Annotated in this window: 17 protein-coding genes; all 17 read right to left on the reverse strand. The window is 61.4% G+C overall.

What is annotated here, in order from left to right:
- Positions 1-193: 193 nt before the first annotated feature.
- A complete protein-coding gene (locus tag A462_RS17650) occupies positions 194-541 on the reverse strand; it encodes an Hpt domain-containing protein (protein ID WP_003214564.1) in 348 nt (115 codons plus the stop codon).
- 30 nt (positions 542-571) lie between these two features.
- Positions 572-2,290: a fused response regulator/phosphatase gene (locus A462_RS17645; RefSeq protein WP_008434832.1), complete on the reverse strand. Its 1,719-nt coding sequence runs from the start codon at positions 2,288-2,290 to the stop codon at positions 572-574.
- Positions 2,287-2,592: an STAS domain-containing protein gene (locus tag A462_RS17640; RefSeq protein WP_003214569.1), complete on the reverse strand. Its 306-nt coding sequence runs from the start codon at positions 2,590-2,592 to the stop codon at positions 2,287-2,289. Before A462_RS17640 ends, A462_RS17645 begins: the two co-directional genes overlap by 4 nt.
- Positions 2,593-2,680: 88 nt before the next feature.
- Complete coding sequence (gene fliJ / locus A462_RS17635; protein ID WP_008434833.1) at positions 2,681-3,130, reverse strand: flagellar export protein FliJ; 450 nt, start codon at positions 3,128-3,130, stop codon at positions 2,681-2,683.
- 3 nt (positions 3,131-3,133) lie between these two features.
- The gene (gene fliI / locus A462_RS17630; protein WP_008434835.1) at positions 3,134-4,492 is read right to left on the reverse strand and encodes a flagellar protein export ATPase FliI; all 1,359 of its coding nucleotides are present in this window, start codon (positions 4,490-4,492) and stop codon (positions 3,134-3,136) included.
- A complete protein-coding gene (gene fliH, locus A462_RS17625) occupies positions 4,482-5,246 on the reverse strand; it encodes a flagellar assembly protein FliH (protein ID WP_008434837.1) in 765 nt (254 codons plus the stop codon). Before fliH ends, fliI begins: the two co-directional genes overlap by 11 nt.
- A gap of 10 nt (positions 5,247-5,256) precedes the next feature.
- Positions 5,257-6,276 (reverse strand): flagellar motor switch protein FliG, encoded by a 1,020-nt coding sequence (gene fliG / locus A462_RS17620; protein ID WP_003214577.1) that lies wholly within the window; start codon positions 6,274-6,276, stop codon positions 5,257-5,259.
- Positions 6,269-8,044: a flagellar basal-body MS-ring/collar protein FliF gene (fliF, locus tag A462_RS17615; protein ID WP_008434839.1), complete on the reverse strand. Its 1,776-nt coding sequence runs from the start codon at positions 8,042-8,044 to the stop codon at positions 6,269-6,271. The genes fliG and fliF overlap by 8 nt, the downstream gene beginning before the upstream one ends.
- A gap of 14 nt (positions 8,045-8,058) precedes the next feature.
- Entirely contained in the window at positions 8,059-8,391 is a 333-nt protein-coding gene (fliE, locus tag A462_RS17610) for a flagellar hook-basal body complex protein FliE (RefSeq protein ID WP_003214581.1), read from the reverse strand.
- Between the two features lie 129 nt (positions 8,392-8,520).
- On the reverse strand, positions 8,521-9,903 hold the full coding sequence (locus A462_RS17605) for a sigma-54-dependent transcriptional regulator (protein ID WP_008434842.1): 1,383 nt from the start codon (positions 9,901-9,903) through the stop codon (positions 8,521-8,523).
- A gap of 6 nt (positions 9,904-9,909) precedes the next feature.
- Entirely contained in the window at positions 9,910-11,121 is a 1,212-nt protein-coding gene (locus A462_RS17600) for a sensor histidine kinase (protein WP_032899354.1), read from the reverse strand.
- A gap of 110 nt (positions 11,122-11,231) precedes the next feature.
- Positions 11,232-12,707 (reverse strand): sigma-54 dependent transcriptional regulator, encoded by a 1,476-nt coding sequence (locus A462_RS17595; RefSeq protein WP_003214588.1) that lies wholly within the window; start codon positions 12,705-12,707, stop codon positions 11,232-11,234.
- 171 nt (positions 12,708-12,878) lie between these two features.
- Positions 12,879-13,175 (reverse strand): hypothetical protein, encoded by a 297-nt coding sequence (locus A462_RS17590; protein ID WP_008434847.1) that lies wholly within the window; start codon positions 13,173-13,175, stop codon positions 12,879-12,881.
- Between the two features lie 23 nt (positions 13,176-13,198).
- Positions 13,199-13,594, reverse strand: coding sequence for a flagellar export chaperone FliS (fliS, locus tag A462_RS17585; RefSeq protein ID WP_003214591.1), 396 nt, complete (start codon positions 13,592-13,594; stop codon positions 13,199-13,201).
- A gap of 129 nt (positions 13,595-13,723) precedes the next feature.
- Positions 13,724-15,115, reverse strand: coding sequence for a flagellar filament capping protein FliD (gene fliD / locus A462_RS17580; protein WP_032899335.1), 1,392 nt, complete (start codon positions 15,113-15,115; stop codon positions 13,724-13,726).
- Positions 15,116-15,195: 80 nt separating this feature from the next.
- Positions 15,196-15,555, reverse strand: coding sequence for a flagellar protein FlaG (locus tag A462_RS17575; RefSeq protein ID WP_008434852.1), 360 nt, complete (start codon positions 15,553-15,555; stop codon positions 15,196-15,198).
- Positions 15,556-15,629: 74 nt separating this feature from the next.
- On the reverse strand, positions 15,630-17,087 hold the full coding sequence (locus tag A462_RS17570) for a flagellin N-terminal helical domain-containing protein (RefSeq protein WP_008434854.1): 1,458 nt from the start codon (positions 17,085-17,087) through the stop codon (positions 15,630-15,632).
- Positions 17,088-17,202 lie beyond the last annotated feature (115 nt).

Below are 17,202 nucleotides of genomic sequence, written 5' to 3' on the forward strand. Positions count from 1 at the left end.
TTCTGGATGAACGCGGCGCTCTCAGGTTTTTCGCGAGCAAGCCCGCTCCCACAGAAAAGCAGCTCTGCTTTCGCTCTGGTTTTTGATGGGGCAGAGCGCTTTGGTTACTGTGCCGCTTTTGCAAAGTGACTCGCTGCAAGAGCGAAACCATAAGCCGCCGTTACCGAAGAAACCGATATACACACCAAAAGCGTCAGAGCTGAAACCGCCCCCGCTCATGCTCATACAACGGCCGCACCAGCGCGAATTCATGGTCAATCTCATCCACCAACTGCGCCAAATCCGCAACCACAGGCTTGGCGGACTTATCCTCGAGCAACTGACAAAGCTCAGCCAACCGCACCGCCCCAAGATTACCGCTACTCCCCTTGAAGCTATGCGCAATCCGCCCAAGCGCCTTGGCATCATCCCGAGCCCGGCGCAACGCCTCTACCCGCTTTTGCGAGTCATCGAGAAAAGTGTCGAGCAGCTTCGGATACTCGCCCTCCATGACCTCCTGCAAGCCAGTCAGCACATCGGGGTCCAGATGAATCTCTGCCACTTGTTCGCTCCTTGATCAAGAATCGGCGGATTATGCCAGAGCCTTCCATGAAAACTCCACGCACACACACCGCCCGCCGTCAGACCAGCCTACATCGCTGCTCAACTGGCGCACCAGGCTCAATCCCCTACCAGACAGACGGTCAACATCCAGCGGCCTGGCCAGCACCTTATCCACATCAAACCCGGCCCCACTGTCCTCGATCCGCAGCGTCAGACCCCCCCCCTCCCCGGTCGGCACCACATCCAAGTGCACCCGCACATACCCGCTATCCAACCGCGCCAGCCGCTCATTACGCTCGCGGTAATACGCAGCAAACCCCTGTGCATCCCGCTTGAGCCGCGAATCCAGCCCCAGCACACCATGTTCAAGCGCATTGGAATACAACTCTGCCATCACGCTGTACAACGCCCCGCTCTGCTCCCGCAGCCCATGAATCTCCAACAGCAACTGCAACAAATACGGCAAAGGGTTGTAGGACTTGAGCGTCTCGGCACGAAACTCAAAACTTACCGACCAATCCAGCGGCGACGACTGCCCACTGTCGGAATACACCACCGACGACGAACGCAACGGCTCATCCGCCTGCAGGCTGATCTCCACCATGCTGATGTCATCGCGCACCTCACCGCGAAAACCCGCCAGGGCCTGTTCGATCTCCTCGAACAACCGGTCCGGCTCGCGATTGGCCGCAAACACCTGCTGCAACCGCTCGGCGCCAAACAACTGTTCATGGGCATCGGCAGTATCCAGCACACCATCCGACAGCAAAAACACACGGTCACCCAGCGCCATCGGCCAGACTTCAGTGCGGTCATCAAACGCCTCGGCCGCCAGCACGCCCAAAGGCAAATGCCGCGACACCAGCGGCGTGCGCTTGCCGGTGGTGACGTCATGCACGTAGCCGTCGGGCATGCCGCCGTTCCACACCTCCACCACCCGTCGCTGGGCGCTGAGGCACAGCAAGGTGGCACAACAGAACATGTCCACCGGCAGGATACGCTTGAGCTTGGCGTTCATCTCCCGCAGGGTTTGCGCCAATCCGTAGCCCTTGGCAGTCATGCCGTAGAACACTTCCGCCAGGGGCATGGCGCCGACCGCCGCCGGTAAACCGTGGCCGGTAAAGTCCCCCAGCAGCACATGCATATCGCCCGACGGCGTGTACGCGGCCAGCAGCAAATCGCCGTTGAACAGCGCGTAGGGCGACTGCACATAACGAATATTCGGCGCGGCGTTGATGCAGCCCGAGTGGGCCACCTTGTCGAACACCGCCTTGGCCACTCGCTGCTCCTGCAGCAGGTAGTCGTGGTGCCGGGCGATCAGGTCGCGTTGCTGCAACACCGTGGCCTGCAAGCGACGCAGGCGATCCATGGCATTGATCTTTGCCGCCAGGATCACCTGGTTATAGGGTTTGGCCAGGAAGTCGTCACCCCCGGCATCCAGGCACTGGGCCAGGGCTTCGCTCTCGCGCAGGGAGGTGAGGAAGATGATCGGCACCAGCGCCTCCCCCGCCCGCTGCTTGATCTGCCGGGCCGCCTCGAAGCCGTCCATCACCGGCATCAGGGCGTCCATCAACACCAACTGCGGCCGTTCACGGGTAAACACATCGACCGCTTCCTGGCCGTTGCTGGCGGTCAGCACCTGGTGGCCCTGGCGGCGCACGATGGTCGACAGCAACAACAGGTCGGCGGCGCTGTCTTCGGCGATCAACACCGTCAGCGCCTCGAGGACCGGGGCCAGGACGCTCAAGTGAGGTCGAACAGTTTGTCGAAGTTGGAAATGGCCAGGATCTTGCGCACATCGGAGTTGGCGTTGACCACCTGCACTTCGGCATTGTCGCCTCCGGCATGGTCACGCAACAGCAGGAGCATGCCCAGGGCCGAGCTGTCCATGTAGGTGGTTTCCTTCAAGTCCACCACGTAGATCTCGGGCACCTTGTAGAACCGCTCGTAGGCATCACGAAAGGCCTGGTGGCTACCGAAATCGAATCGCCCCCTGACGGTGATCGTCAACTTCGTCCCGTCCAGGGACACTTCTGATTCGACTGACATACGACTGCTTCCTTGTCATTGGCAATGTGCAACAAGGTGTAGCAGGTGATAGGGAAGTGGGCAAATCCGTGTAGGAGCGAGGGCGTGGTTAATAGGGGTTTTGGCGGGGAAGTCGCTGGGACAATTCATCCAGCAATTTCTGCTCGCGCTTGTCTTCCAGTGCACGGGCTTCGTCGATGTAGCGCTGCACCAGTTTGCGCAGGCCTTCGACCCGGGCATAGGCCTGTTGCCAGCTGTCGCGGGCCTTGTCGACGTTGGCCTGGTGCCAGGCCAGGCTCTGGCGCTGCTGGCCGACGGCGGTTTCCAACTGGTTGAGAAAGCCCTGGTAGCCCATCAGCCACTGCCCGGAGACGCCCTTGCTGCCACGCTCGATCCACTGCTGCTGATACTCGCCGCGAAAGCGCTCCAGGTCCCCCAGCTTGCTTTCCGCCAGGCGAACCTGGCCCTGGAAGTACCCCAGGCGCTGGACGGCGGTCTTTTCAGCTTTTTCGGCCATGTCCACTACCGGGGCAAGGCGCGCGGCGCGAGTGTTGGCCATGGTTTATCCGCCCGGCGCCGGCGCAAAGATGGTGCCCAGGTGTGCCTCGCTTTCACCCATGCTGATCTTGTCGTTGAGGCCCTGGCGCAGGTACGTCACCAGTTGCGGTTGCAGGGCAATCGCCAGGTCGGTCTCGCGATCGCCGCCGGCCACATAGGCGCCGACGCTGATCAGGTCGCGGCTCTGTTGATAACGCGACCACAGTTGCTTGAACTGCTGCGCGCGCATCATGTGCTCCGGGGTGACCACCGACGGCATCACCCGGCTGATGGAGGCTTCGATGTCGATGGCCGGGTAGTGCCCTTCTTCGGCCAGGCGCCGGGACAGCACGATGTGCCCGTCGAGCACGCCCCGCGCCGAGTCGGCAATCGGGTCCTGCTGGTCATCGCCCTCGGAGAGTACGGTGTAGAACGCAGTGATCGAACCACCACCGGCTTCGGCGTTACCGGCACGCTCCACCAGCTTGGGCAGCTTGGCGAACACTGACGGCGGATAGCCCTTGGTGGCCGGCGGCTCGCCGATGGCCAGGGCGATTTCCCGCTGGGCCTGGGCGAAACGGGTCAGGGAGTCCATCAGCAGCAGGACGTTCTTGCCGTTGTCGCGAAAATATTCGGCGATGCGCGTGCAGTACATCGCGGCGCGCAGGCGCATCAGCGGCGCGTCATCCGCCGGTGAGGCCACCACGACCGAACGCTTGAGGCCTTCTTCGCCGAGGCTGTGCTCGATGAATTCCTTCACCTCGCGGCCCCGCTCGCCGATCAGTCCGACCACGATGATGTCGGCCTCGGTAAAGCGCGTCATCATCCCCAGCAACACCGACTTACCGACGCCGGTACCGGCAAACAGGCCCAGGCGCTGGCCGCGGCCCACCGTCAATAAACCGTTGATGCTGCGAATGCCCACGTCCAGCGGCACGCTGATGGGGTTGCGCTTGAGCGGGTTGATGGTCGGGCCGTCCATCGGCACCCAGTCTTCGGCCTTCATCCCGCCCTTGCCGTCGAGGGCGCGCCCGGCGCCATCCAGCACGCGGCCGAGCATGCTCATGCCCATCGGCAGGCGGCCGGTGTCGGCCAGCGGCACCACGCGAGCGCCGGGGGCAATGCCGGCAACGCTGCCGACGGGCATCAGGAATACTTTGCTGCCGGAGAACCCCATCACTTCGGCTTCGACCTGCACCGGGTGGTAGCTGTCGTCGTTGATCACCATGCAGCGGCTGCCCATGGCGGCGCGCAGGCCTTCGGCTTCCAGGGTCAGGCCGACCATGCGCAGCAGGCGGCCCTCCAGGATCGGCTGGCCGGGCAACTCGGTGACTTCGGCATAGCCACCCAGGCGCTTGGCGAAGCTGGTGCGATCAAGGCGCATCGGGGGTGTCCAGCTCGACGCTCAAGTCCGGCTCTGCCGGGTGCAGCGCCTGCTCGTGCAACTGATCGAACAGCTTGGCCATGATCTGCGTGATGCGCGTCTCCACCGTGGCATCGATGCGGCTGTGCTCGGTCTCGACCCGGCAACCACCGGGCAGCAGCGCAGCGTCTTCGACGATGCGCCAGGTTTCTTCATGGCGCTCGCGCAGGGCTTTGACCTGTTCGAAATCCTGCGGGTTGATGTACAGCCGCACGTTGCCGACGCCCAGGGGCAGCAGCTTGAGGGCTTCGCGCATCACGCTTTCGATTTGCGTGGAGTCCAGGGCCAATTCGCGCTGAATCACCTGGCGGGTGATGTGCTCCACCAGCCCGACCATGGCTTTTTCAATCTGCGAGTCCTGCTCGGCGATGGGCTCGAACAGGCTGCCCATCAGGGTTTCCAGGCTGGCCAGCTTGACGCTCAGCGCGGCCTCGGCTTCCTGGCGGACCTTGAGGGTGGTGCTGCGAAAACCGTCCTTCTCGCCGGTGGAGAAACCTTCGTTGTAGGCTTCCTGGCGAATGCTTTCGAGCTCTTCCAGGGTCAGTGGCTGGACTTCCTCCAGCGGCACTTCTTCCATCTCGGCCGGGGGTTCTTCTACCGGCTCCGGCTCAGGCTCCGGGCGATGCGGGTCGAAACTGGGCAGCGACCAGACGTCGAACCCTCCGACGTCCCGTGCGCGAATCAGATCGCTGGGCGTCTCATCTTTGTTCGACATGCGCGGCGCCTTAAATCATTTCTTCGCCGCCCTTCCCACCGAGAACGATTTCTCCGGCTTCGGCCATACGGCGGGCAATGGTGAGGATTTCCTTCTGTGCAGTTTCCACGTCGCTGACGCGCACCGGGCCCTTGGCCTCGAGGTCGTCGCGCAACAGTTCGGAAGCCCGCTTGGACATGTTCTTGAAGATCTTTTCCTTGACGCCTTCGTCGGAGCCCTTGAGGGCCAGCACCAGTACGTCGGAGGACACTTCCCGCAGCAACGCCTGGATGCCACGGTCGTCGACGTCGGAGAGGTTGTTGAACACGAACATGAGGTCTTCGATCTGCACCGACAGGCTGTCGTCGATCTCGCGGATCGAGTCCATCAGCTGGCCTTCCACCGAGCTGTCGAGGAAGTTCATGATGTCGGCCGCACGCTTGATGCCGCCCAGGGTGGTGCGCGAAGCGTTGGAATTGCCCGAGAACTGCTTCTCGAGAATCGTGTTCAGTTCTTTCAGGGCCGCTGGCTGCACGGTGTTCAACGACGAGACGCGCAGGATGATATCCAGGCGCACCTTATGGTCGAAGTGGCCGAGCACTTCACCGGCCTGGTCGGGGTCGAGATACGCCACCACGATCGCCTGGATTTGCGGGTGTTCGTAGCGGATCACATCGGCCACGGCCCGCGGTTCCATCCACTTCAGGCTGTCGAGGCCGCTGGTGTTGCCACCCAGCAGGATGCGGTCGATCAGGCCGTTGGCCTTGTCTTCGCCCAGGGCCGAGGTGAGCATCTTGCGAATGTAGCTGTCGGAGCCGACGCCCAGGCTGGTCTGGTCGCCGACGATCTCGACGAACTCGCTCATCACCTGCTCGACTTGCTCGCGGTGCACATTGCGCATTTGCGCCATGGCCACGCCGACACGCTGAACCTCTTTGGGCCCCATGTGGCGCAGCACTTGGGCGGCGTCGGTTTCTCCGAGGGACAGCAACAGCACGGCGGCTTTGTCGACCCGGGAGAGTTTGGCTACTGCAGCTCGGCTATCACTCATCTGCGTTAATCCACTCTTTCACGACCTGGGCCACACGACCCGGGTCTTCGGCCACCAGGCTCTTGATTGCGTTCAACTGAGCGTCATAACCCTCGCTCGGGCTCGGCAACAGAATGCTTTGCGGGCCACCGAGGCTCACGCGGTCGTTGGCCAGTTCGCCATCGAGGCCGCCCATGCCACCCAGTTCGACGTCGCCGCCGGCCAGGGCCAGTTGCTTCTTGCCGTGGCCGGTGATGTTGTTGAGCACCGGGCGCAGCACGCCGAACACCAGCAACAGAATGAACAACACCCCCAGCACTTGCTTGACGATGTCCCAGAACCACGGCTGAGTATAGAACGCTGCCTCGGCGATGACTTCGCCACGCTCGGCGGAGAACGGCATGTTGATCACGCTGACGCTGTCGCCACGGCTGGCATCGAAGCCCACCGCGTCCTGCACCAGGCGAGTGAAGCGCGCCAATTCATCGGCGCTCCATGGGGCGCGGGTGATGGCGCCGTCTGCAGCATTGACCTTGACCTGGTCATCCACCACCACCGACACCGACAGGCGATTGATCCGACCCTGTTGCTGCTTGGTGTGGCTGATGGAACGATCAAGCTCGAAGTTCTTGGTGGACTGGTTGCGCTTGTCGGCCGGGTACGGCGCGAGCATGGGCTGGCCGGTGGCCGGGTCCATGATCTGCTGGCCGTTGGCGTCCAACAGCGGCTGGCCAGGCTGCACCGCGCCTGCGGTAGCGGCAGCGCCACCGGTGGTTTGCGGGGCAGTGGCCGGGGTTGGTGGCTGGTTGCTCAGGGCACCCGGCACGCCTTGCGGGCCATTGCTGGCGGTACGTTGTTCGGTGGTCGATTGCTCGCTGCGCAGGGCCGGCTGGTCCGGGTTGAACTGCTCGGAGGTCGATTCGACGGCGCTGAAGTCGACGTCGGCCGACACTTCAGCCTTGTAGCGATCATTGCCCAACACCGGTTGCAGGATGTTGTGCACCCGCTGGGTCAGCATGCTTTCCATGCGACGGCTGTAGTCGAACTGCTTGCCGGCCATGGTCAGCGAGGAGTTTTCCGCGAGGTCCGACAGCAGGTTGCCCTTCTGGTCGACTACGGTGATCTGCGACTTGCTCAATTCAGGAACGCTGGTGGCCACCAGGTTGATGATCGCCAATACCTGGCCAGGCTCGAGGGAGCGGCCGGCAAAGAGTTCGACCAGCACCGAGGCGCTGGGCTTGCGTTCATCGCGCACAAATACCGAGCTTTTCGGAATCGCCAGGTGCACGCGGGCGCCCTTGACGTTGTTCAGGGCAGAGATGGTGCGCGCCAGTTCGCCTTCCAGGCCGCGACGGTAGCGGGTGGCTTCCATGAACTGGCTGGTCCCCAGGCCCTGGTCCTTGTCGAGGATTTCAAAGCCGATATTCGCGTCGGACGGGGTTACGCCGGCAGCCGCCAGTTTCATCCGCGCACGGGCCACATCGTCGGCCTTGACCAACAGGGCGCCGGAATTCGGTTCGACGGTGTAGCTGATGTCTGCCGCCGCCAGGGTTTCCATGATCTGCTTGGAATCCATGCCGGCCAGGCTGCCGTACAACGGACGGTAATCCGGTTGCTGGGACCACAGCACCACGGCAAAACCAATCGCCACGCTGGCAGCCAGGCCGACCATCAGGCCTACCTGACGCAACATGGTCATCTCGGAGAGGTTTTCCAGGAACGACAGGCCAAACAGCGGCGGCTTGCCGTCTGCCTTGGCGGGTGCGTTATCCACGAGTGCTTCTGCCATGACTCAAATCGTCCTTAAACCGGCATCTGCATGATGTCTTGATAGGCTTGAACCAGTTTGTTGCGCACCTGGGTCAAGGCCTGGAATGAAACGCTGGCTTTTTGCGAGGCGACCATCACGTCGGTGAGGTCCACGCCGCTCTTGCCGATCTCGAAGGCGGTCGCCAACTGATTGGATGCCTGCTGGGTGTCGCTGACTTTGTTGATGGCCTGGCCGAGCATGTCGGCAAAGCTGCTCTGGCCCAATTCCGGTACGGCTTGCGCGGCGGATTTCGGTTGAGCCATGGCATCCATTTGCATGGACCGCATATCCAACATCAACCGATTGAACTCAACACCTTGGCTCATGAACTTTCTCTCCGACGACCCGCAATTTTTTGACACTACACAGCGATTACAGGGGTGGTAGCAACAAGGGTGCCAGCTCCGTGGCATTCTGTAAGAAAAGGCGACTGGCCCTGTCGGCTTTGAGAATTTTCAGGTGGCGTAGAGGTAGGCTTCCACGTCCATCCCGGCGTCACGCATCTGCGCCAGCTTGTAGCGCAGGGTGCGCGGGCTGATGCCCAGGCGCTCGGCGGCTTCTTTGCGGCGCCCGCGCTCGGAGCGCAGGGTGTCGATGATCATCTGGAATTCCCGGCGACGCAGGTCGTCGCCCAGGGCGCCGGCGGATTCGGCAGGCACGGCTTCGACCTGTGGCGCGGCAGCCAGGCTCGGCTGCGGGGCTGCGCCCGCGCCCATGGCCAGGCAGAAATCCTGGGGCTGGATCAGGCCGCCCTGCTGCAAAATCAACGCACGCTGGATCGCATTGTCCAGTTCCCGCACGTTGCCGGGCCACGGGTAACTGATCAGACAGGCCTGGGCCTCGGCCGACAAGCGCGCCTGGGCATGCTTCATTTTATTGACGTGCTTGCCCAGCAGGCGCTCGGCCAGCGGGATGATGTCGGCCGGGCGCTCGCGCAACGGGCGCCAGGCCAACGGGAACACCGAGAGCCGGTAGAACAGGTCCTCACGGAAGCGCCCCGCCGCCACTTCGCCCGCCAGGTCGCGGTTGGTGGTGGCGACCACACGGATATCCAGCTGGATCGGCTTGCGTGCGCCCACCCGCTCCACTTCGCGCTCCTGCAATACCCGCAGCAACTTGGCTTGCAGGCCCAGGGGCATTTCGGAGATTTCGTCGAGCAGGATGGTGCCGCCGTCGGCCTGTTCGAACTTGCCGGCCTGCGCCGCGATGGCGCCGGTGAACGAGCCCTTCTCATGGCCGAACAAGGTGGCTTCGAGCATGTTGTCGGGAATGGCCGCGCAGTTGATCGCAATGAACGGCTGGCTGGCACGATGGGATTGCTGGTGGATGTAGCGCGCCAGTACTTCCTTGCCGGTACCGGACTCGCCGGAGATCAGCACGGTGGAATCGCTGCGGGCAACACGGGCCGCCAGTTCCAGCAATTGCGCGCTGGCCGGTTCGAAGGCAATCGGACCTTCACCCTCGGCAGCGCCCAGGGTGCCAAAGGCATGCCGGGCGACCAGTTCGATCAAGGCTTTGGGTTCGAAGGGTTTCACCAGGTAATCCGCAGCGCCCTGACGCATGGCGTCGACGGCACGCTCCACGGCGCCGTGGGCGGTCATCAGCAGCACCGGCAGTTGCGGCTGGCGCGCACGCAACAGGCCGAGCAACTGGTGTCCGTCCATACCCGGCATGTTGACGTCGCTGACCACCAGGCTAAAGGACTCCTGCTCCACCGCGTCCAGGGCTTCTTCGGCAGAACCGACCGCCCGATAGTCATGGCCCGCCAGCAACAGCGTGTCAGCCAATGCTTCACGCAGGGCGCGATCGTCTTCAACCAATAAAACCTTGATAGCCATGACCTTTTACTCCGCGCTGACGGCGCATGAAAACAGCGGCAGCGTGATCAACGCGCACGTGCCACGACCCAACCGGGAATGCAGCTGCAATTCTCCCTGATGTGCACGGGCGACTGCCTTGACCACGGTCAGGCCCAGGCCGGTCCCGTTGGTCTTGGTGGTAAAAAAAGGCTCGCCGAGGCGCTGCAGCACCACCGGGTCAATCCCGCTGCCGCTGTCGCTGATGCTCAGGCGCAGGGTCTCGCCACGGTTGTACAGGTGCACCTTGAGCCGCGCCCCGGGGCCGCTGGCCTGGGTCGCGTTTTCGATCAGGTTGAGCAGCGCGCCCACCAGGGTGTCGCGGTTGCACAGCAACTCGCCGTAATGGCTGTCGCACTGCCAACGGACTGACGCTTCCTGGATATGAGTGGCGGCCGCCGCTTGCAGGGACTGCATCAAGGCGGCCGGGGTGACGCGATCGGTCAGCGGCAATTCGCCGCGGGCAAACACCAGCATGTCGCGCACCTGATGCTCCAGTTCGTGCAGACGCTCCTTGAGGCGGCCGGCAAAACGCTGGTGGGTGGCGGCGGGCAATTGCTCATCAGTCAAATGACTGGCGTAAATCAGCGCGGCCGACAATGGCGTACGAATCTGGTGGGCCAGGGAAGCGACCATTCGCCCCAAAGACGACAGGCGCTCATGGCGGGCCAACTGGTCTTGCAGGTGCCGGGTTTCAGTCAGGTCGTTGAGCAACACCAACTGGCCGGGCTCGGCATCCAGGGAACGCGTGGCGATGGACAGGCGGCGCCCATCCTTGAGGGAGATTTCGTGGCCGTCGTCTTCCCGCGGGGCAAAGCAGCGGGTGATGACCTCACGCCACAGCTCGCCTTCCAGCGGCAGGCCAAGCATGTTGCAGGCCGCCGGGTTGGCTTCGCGCACACGGCCCTGCTCGTCGATGACGATCACGCCACCGGGCAACAGGTCGAGGAGGTTTTGCAGACGGTTGGCCAGTCGCTCTTTCTCGGCCAGCTCTTCCATGCGCTGGGCACTGACCACGGCCAACTCGCCTTTAAGCTCGGAAACCCGGGCTTCCAGCAGGCTGTAGGAGTCAGTCAACTGGCTCGACATCTGGTTGAACAGGGAAAAAGCCTGTTCAAGCCCGAGGCGGCTGATCTGCTCTACGGAGGGGGCCGGCCCCTGAGTGTCAGGGACCGAAGATAGTTGGGCGGCGTGGGGCATCATGCTCTCTCGCTTGGCTGACCGTCAGTTAAACGGAACGTTGCGAGTGCTGTAGCAATACCCGTGCCTAAAAAAATAGGCTTAGTTTTCAGTCAGTTGAAAAACAGGCGTCAATCATCCGCCTGTTCATCACCTTCCTTGCGGCTCATGCCGTACTTGCGCATCTTCTCCACCAGGGTGGTACGTCGGATGCGCAGGCGCTCGGCGGCACGGGCGACGATACCGTTGGCGTCGTCGAGTGCCTGCTGGATCAGGCCTTGTTCGAGGCTGCCGAGGTAGTCCTTCAAGTCCAGGCCTTCCGGCGGCAGCATGGCGGTGGAGCCGAAGTCCGGCGTGTGGCCGTTGATGGCCACGCGCTCTTCCAGGTCGCTGCGCAGGCTGTCCACCAATTGCTCGTCTTCGTCGTCGACGTAGCGGAATTTCTTCGGCAGCTCGACCACGCCGATCACCCCGTACGGGTGCATGATCGCCATGCGCTCCACCAGGTTGGCCAGCTCGCGGACGTTGCCCGGCCAGCCGTGGCGACACAGGGACATGATCGCCGCCGAGTTGAAGCGAATCGAACCACGCTTTTCGTGTTCCATGCGCGAGATCAGCTCGTTCATCAGCAACGGGATGTCTTCGACGCGCTCGCGCAGGGGCGCCATTTCGATCGGGAATACGTTGAGGCGGTAGTACAGGTCTTCGCGGAAGCTGCCGACCTCGATCATGCTTTCGAGGTTCTTGTGGGTGGCCGCGATGATGCGTACGTCGACGCTCTGGGTCTTGTTGCTGCCCACGCGCTCGAAGGTGCGCTCCTGCAATACCCGCAGCAGCTTGACCTGCATCGGCAGCGGCATGTCGCCGATTTCGTCGAGGAACAGGGTGCCGCCGTTGGCCAGTTCAAAACGCCCGGCACGGCTGGTGATCGCCCCGGTAAAGGCGCCCTTCTCGTGGCCGAACAGTTCGCTTTCCAGCAGTTCTGCCGGGATCGCCCCGCAGTTGACCGGCACGAACGGCCCGTCACGACGCTTGGAATGGTAGTGCAGGTTGCGTGCGACCACTTCCTTGCCGGTGCCCGACTCGCCAAGGATCAGCACACTGGCGTCGGTGTCGGCTACTTGCTGCATCATCTGGCGCACGTGCTGGATCGCACGACTGGTGCCGACGAGGCTGCGGAACAGGTTGGGTTCGCGGTGACGACCGCGCTCGCGGGCCTGGTCGTACATCTCGCGGTAGACCTGGGCACGGTGCAGGGAGTCGAGCAATTTGCTGTAGCTGGGGGGCATTTCGAGGGTGGAAAGCACGCGGCGGCGCTGGTCTTCCGGAAGGTCCACGGAAGAAATATCGCCCATCAGCAACACCGGAAGGAACTCATCCCAGGTCGACAGTGTCTTTAACAAGCCCAGAACTGCACCAGGAGCGTTTACTGTCCCGATCAGCACACAAATGACTTCGCGGCTCGACGACAAAGAGCTGACCGCCTGCTGCCAGTCGTGGCTGCCACAGGGTAGATTTTCTTCGCCAAGAAAATTCAGGATCACCGCCAGATCGCGGCGCCGAACGCTATCGTCATCGATCAGCAGAATTTTGGTTTCACGCCACATGCAATAGCAACTTCCCTAGTAAAACTCTAATGCCCTCGAGTTGGGGCAATCTAGATTGCTGTAGGCATTTTCTGCGCTACGGCTTTCTGACGTCTGAAAATAGCACTAGTTAAGTCAAAAAATCGTGCACAGTCAAATTTATGACGCGCGGTGTTCGGATTAACTGAGCCTTCAGCCGAACATATGGTAAACCTTTGACGCATGTTTAGCTCGGTTGAACTGCGACATCTCTTCGAAAATAGCCTGTCGCTCCCCTGTCGTCGCCTCAAGCAACTGCTGGTAGACCGAAAGCAAGTCTTCCAGTTTTGCCCGAATGGCTGCCTCATCCGCCGAATCCTCGTTGAGCGCAGCATCGATCAACGCGCGGCAGCCCAAATCCAGTTCGCCGATCGCACCCCAGTTGCGTTCAGCCAACGCCTCGGACAGCGCCTCACGGGTCTCGTCGATTTTTTGCAATGCTTGGCTCATGACATCGTCCTCGGCCTTACGGCCTACTGTACCTCTGTGGCAATACCGTCCCAGCCTTCCTTGAGCGTAATCATCAGACCTGCGACCTCATCGATCATCGCAGCGTCATTCTGACGGTTGGCTTCCAGCAGGCGCATGGTCATGAAGGCATACAGGTTATCCAACTGCTGCAGTGCAATCGGGTCCGGGGTCTTCTCGGGGTTCAGGCCGTCACGTAACCCGACGAGGATGTCCACCGCCTTGCCCAGCATCAACCCCTTCTGCGCGATATCACCGCGAGCCATCGCACCCTTGGCCTGCGCCATACGATCCAGTGCGCCTTCCATCAGCAACTGCACCAGGCGGTGCGGGCTGGCTTCGGAGATCTGGGCGTGGGTGTTGACCTTCTGGTATTGGCGAAGGGCTCTCATGGGATTCATGTTTCTACCTCGTGACAGGCGACAACTAAAAGGGTGGACGCTGATTATTATGTCGACGGCGTTACACAAAACTTTAGCCCGCCTGGCGCTTTGACACAGCGCCTTCGGCGGGCTTTATCCATCCGCCAATCAGGTGGACTTCGGATTGTTCAGCGAGTTGAGGGTGGTCATGACGCTGTCGCCTTGGGCCTTGAGCTGCGCAACCAGGGAGTCCATGGCGTTGTATTTCAGGGTCAGGGAGGCCGTCAGGGCATCAGAACGCGTGTTCAGGGCGGTCTGTTGGTTGGTCAGGTCCTTGAGGTTATCCTGCAGGGTCGAGGACTTTTCGGCGAACACCCCGGTCTTGCTCAGCGCAAAGTTGGCGGTCGCATTGGTCAGGCTTGCCAACAGCCCGTTGGGGCCGGTGAAGATGCTGTTGATGTCGGAGCCGTTTGTGAGGGCCGCCTTGTCAAACGCCACATCACTGACGCTCAGGGTGCCCGCTGTCTGGTCCGTGGTCACGCCAAACTGCGCCAGGGATGAAAACGAGCCGCTACCGGTCACCGAGTTCATCACGTTGCGGATCGATGCCATCATGCTGCGCACCGAACTGTCCCCGGTCAACGGGCCTGGCGTGACGGAACCGTCGGCATTGGTGGTGACCTGAGTCTCGGCGTTCACAGCCTTGACCAACGCACTGTAGGTATCTGTGAAGCCCTTGACTGCCGACTTCAGGGTTGCGCTGTTCGCAGAGACTTTGATCGTCGAAGCGCCGTTAGGGCCGTCAGTAGCTGCCGAAACCCCCGTCAAGGTAATGCTCACACCACTGATTGCATTGGGCAGGGTATTACTCGTGGACTCTTGAGGGCTGCCATCAAGGTTATATATGGCGTTCTGCGGCGCCGAGCCCACAACCGTCGCACCCGTATCCAGGCCCGAGGAACCCTTGAAGGTGATGTCGCTACCGACACCGGTCGTCGATGATGTGACCACCAACCGCGAACCGTTGGAGTCAGTCAGGATGTTCGCACTCAAGCCCGCGTTGCCGTACTGCGAGTTGAGCGAATCGCGCACCTGCTGCAGGGTTCCGCCCGGTGGCACACTGACGCTGTAATTCTTGCCGGACTGGGAGACCGTAAACACCGTCGCCGAGACCCCGGAATTGACAACGGCCGTCGGCCCGCCAGGAATTACTGCCGTGGAGACCTTTGACGCCGTGGCCAATTGGGTGACACCCAGCGTAAAATTGCCGGCGGCGGCACCTGGGCCCAACGTGACCGTCGCGAGCTTGTCGTTCGACAGCGTCGAACTCAAGCCGCTGAAGTTAACGGTCTTGGTCATGGTGTCCAGCGCGCCCCGGAATGCGTCCAGAGCCGCCTGGATCTTGCCGATTGAGGTCAGTTGCGCAGTGGATGTTTTGGTCTGGCTGTCGATCTGCGCTTGCTTGGGTGCGGTTTGCGCCCCCACCAACGACTTAACAAGACCTTGAACGTCGATGCCCGTACCCGGGCCGTTGACCGTTAGACCTGCTACGACTGTCATCGTCTTTCTCCTAATCCGGGGCTGATGCTTTATTGACGAATCACGCTCTAGGCAGTTTTCGCAACAAAGTTCATGCCAGTTTAGACCTTGGCGTCAAACAGCAAGCTGCTGGCGTCATGAAGGCTCTGGGCGAGTTTCAGGGCCAATTCCGAAGGAATCTGGCGAATGACCTCACCGCTTTCGGTCGCAATGACCTTGACCACAACCTGGTGGGTGGAGTCATCAATAGAAAAATCCAGTTTGCGCTGGGCAGCCTGGATGAATTCGTTTATGTCGTTGACCGCTTTTTTCAAGTCGGTGTGGCTCGATGGCTGCTGGGCATCTTTCGCGCCAGCAACGGCGTCCACCTTGGGCTTCTGCGGATCGGCACTGACAGGAGCGGGTGCACTCTGTGGCGCTGCCGCAGGGTAAGACAGGTTCAGTTTGACGCTCATGTCCATGACCAATCACCTCATTAGACAAAAGACAAAAGGGCACGTAAACGCGCCCTTCCGTCAGTTACCAAGTGCCGTTATTACTGAAGCAGCTTCAGTACAGCGGATGGCAGTTGGTTCGCCTGGGACAGGATCGCAGTCGAAGCCTGTTGCAGAGTTTGTTGCTTGGTCAGCTGAGCAGTTTCAGCGGCGAAGTCAACGTCCTGGATCACGCCACGGGCAGCGGTGGAGTTATCCGAGATGCTCTGCAGGTTGGCGATGGTGTTGTCGAAACGGTTTTGTACCGCACCGAGGTCAGCACGCTGAGAGTCGATGGTGGACAGTGCTTGGGTCAGCACGTCTACAGCCTTCTGTGCGTTGTCAGCAGTGGTCACGTCGGTATTGCTGACGACGACTTGCGCCGAGTTGACAGCGGTAGCAGCTGCAGCACCGAACACACCGGTAACGCCGTTGCCAGCCAGCGAGTAGCTGGAGCTGGAGTTCAACGAAACTTGGCCGGTAGCGGTCAGGTTGGTTGCGGCCAGGTTGGTCACGGTAGCATTGAACTTACCGTCGCCGCCTTTAGTGGCAATGCCGATAGTTTGGGCACCGGTGTCAGCATTGGCGAAGGTGAAGTTCTCACCCGAGTCGGATTTGATCGACAGGGCGCCGGTCGACTGGTTGAAGTTAACGCTGATACCCAGTTTGGCAGCGTTGGAGTTCAGTTGACCCGCCAGGTCGGCAGCGCTGGTGATACCCACGAACGAAACAGTAGAGGCAGTAGGACCGCTGCCGACTGTAAGGTCGAACTTACCGCTAGGAGTGGCCGCAGGAAAGCCACCAGCAGGAAGCGTGAACTGAAGCTCAGTGCTAGCAGTGGCCGCCAGACCGCCTACTGCGCCATTAAGCTGGGCAGCAATTTGCTTGGCCGACGCGCCTTGAGCGATGGTCAGAGCGTTCGACACCTGACCACCACCGGTCACAGTGATAGTGCCGCCCGCAACACCGTTAAGGCTTGGCGTCTGAGCGTTGGACAGCAGTTGCTGCGAACCGATGTTACTGGCCGCTACGTTACCCAGACTCATGTTGATGGTCTGGTTGGCGTTCGCGCCTACTTGGAAAGCGGTAGTACCGAAAGAACCGTCCAGCAGGTTACGGCCACCGAAGGTAGTGGTCGATGCGATACGGGTCAATTCCGAACTCAGAGCCGCGTACTGAGCCTGGTTCGACTTACGGTCGTCAGCGCTGAGGGAGCCGTTAGCGGACGACAGAGCCAGGGAACGCATGGTCTGCAGGATGTTGGTGGATTGCTGCATCGCGCCTTCAGCAGTTTGCGCGATGGAGTTACCGTCACCGGCGTTCTTGATGGCAACGCCCAGGCCGTTGATCTGGCTGGTCAGACGACCAGCGATTTGCAGGCCGGCCGCATCGTCTTTGGCGCTGTTGATACGCAGGCCGGAGGACAGGCGCTGCATGGAAGTTTGCAGGGCGCTGGAAGCCTTGTTCAGGTTGTTCTGAACGGTCAACGAAGCAAGGTTGGTGTTTACTGTTAATGCCATGACGAAATCCTCGTGGGTGGTGTACTGCGGCTTCCGGCCCTGGCAACCGCCGGGTGTGGCCTAGAGAACCTTCGTAATAGTTATCGTCGTGAAAGCAGGTTGCTTGAGGACTTTT

The organism is Pseudomonas sp. Ag1 (genome assembly GCF_000278565.1).
Lineage (GTDB): Bacteria > Pseudomonadota > Gammaproteobacteria > Pseudomonadales > Pseudomonadaceae > Aquipseudomonas.

What these genes read in the sequence shown, in the direction of transcription:
- A462_RS17640 (WP_003214569.1), bottom strand. Translation starts at nt 2,592, where the DNA reads ATGTCAGTCGAATCAGAAGTGTCCCTGGACGGGACGAAGTTGACGATC.
- fliJ (WP_008434833.1), bottom strand. Translation starts at nt 3,130, where the DNA reads ATGGCCAACACTCGCGCCGCGCGCCTTGCCCCGGTAGTGGACATGGCC.
- fliI (WP_008434835.1), bottom strand. Translation starts at nt 4,492, where the DNA reads ATGCGCCTTGATCGCACCAGCTTCGCCAAGCGCCTGGGTGGCTATGCC.
- fliH (WP_008434837.1), bottom strand. Translation starts at nt 5,246, where the DNA reads ATGTCGAACAAAGATGAGACGCCCAGCGATCTGATTCGCGCACGGGAC.
- fliG (WP_003214577.1), bottom strand. Translation starts at nt 6,276, where the DNA reads ATGAGTGATAGCCGAGCTGCAGTAGCCAAACTCTCCCGGGTCGACAAA.
- fliF (WP_008434839.1), bottom strand. Translation starts at nt 8,044, where the DNA reads ATGGCAGAAGCACTCGTGGATAACGCACCCGCCAAGGCAGACGGCAAG.
- fliE (WP_003214581.1), bottom strand. Translation starts at nt 8,391, where the DNA reads ATGAGCCAAGGTGTTGAGTTCAATCGGTTGATGTTGGATATGCGGTCC.
- A462_RS17605 (WP_008434842.1), bottom strand. Translation starts at nt 9,903, where the DNA reads ATGGCTATCAAGGTTTTATTGGTTGAAGACGATCGCGCCCTGCGTGAA.
- A462_RS17600 (WP_032899354.1), bottom strand. Translation starts at nt 11,121, where the DNA reads ATGCCCCACGCCGCCCAACTATCTTCGGTCCCTGACACTCAGGGGCCG.
- A462_RS17595 (WP_003214588.1), bottom strand. Translation starts at nt 12,707, where the DNA reads ATGTGGCGTGAAACCAAAATTCTGCTGATCGATGACGATAGCGTTCGG.
- A462_RS17590 (WP_008434847.1), bottom strand. Translation starts at nt 13,175, where the DNA reads ATGAGCCAAGCATTGCAAAAAATCGACGAGACCCGTGAGGCGCTGTCC.
- fliS (WP_003214591.1), bottom strand. Translation starts at nt 13,594, where the DNA reads ATGAATCCCATGAGAGCCCTTCGCCAATACCAGAAGGTCAACACCCAC.
- fliD (WP_032899335.1), bottom strand. Translation starts at nt 15,115, where the DNA reads ATGACAGTCGTAGCAGGTCTAACGGTCAACGGCCCGGGTACGGGCATC.
- A462_RS17575 (WP_008434852.1), bottom strand. Translation starts at nt 15,555, where the DNA reads ATGGACATGAGCGTCAAACTGAACCTGTCTTACCCTGCGGCAGCGCCA.
- A462_RS17570 (WP_008434854.1), bottom strand. Translation starts at nt 17,087, where the DNA reads ATGGCATTAACAGTAAACACCAACCTTGCTTCGTTGACCGTTCAGAAC.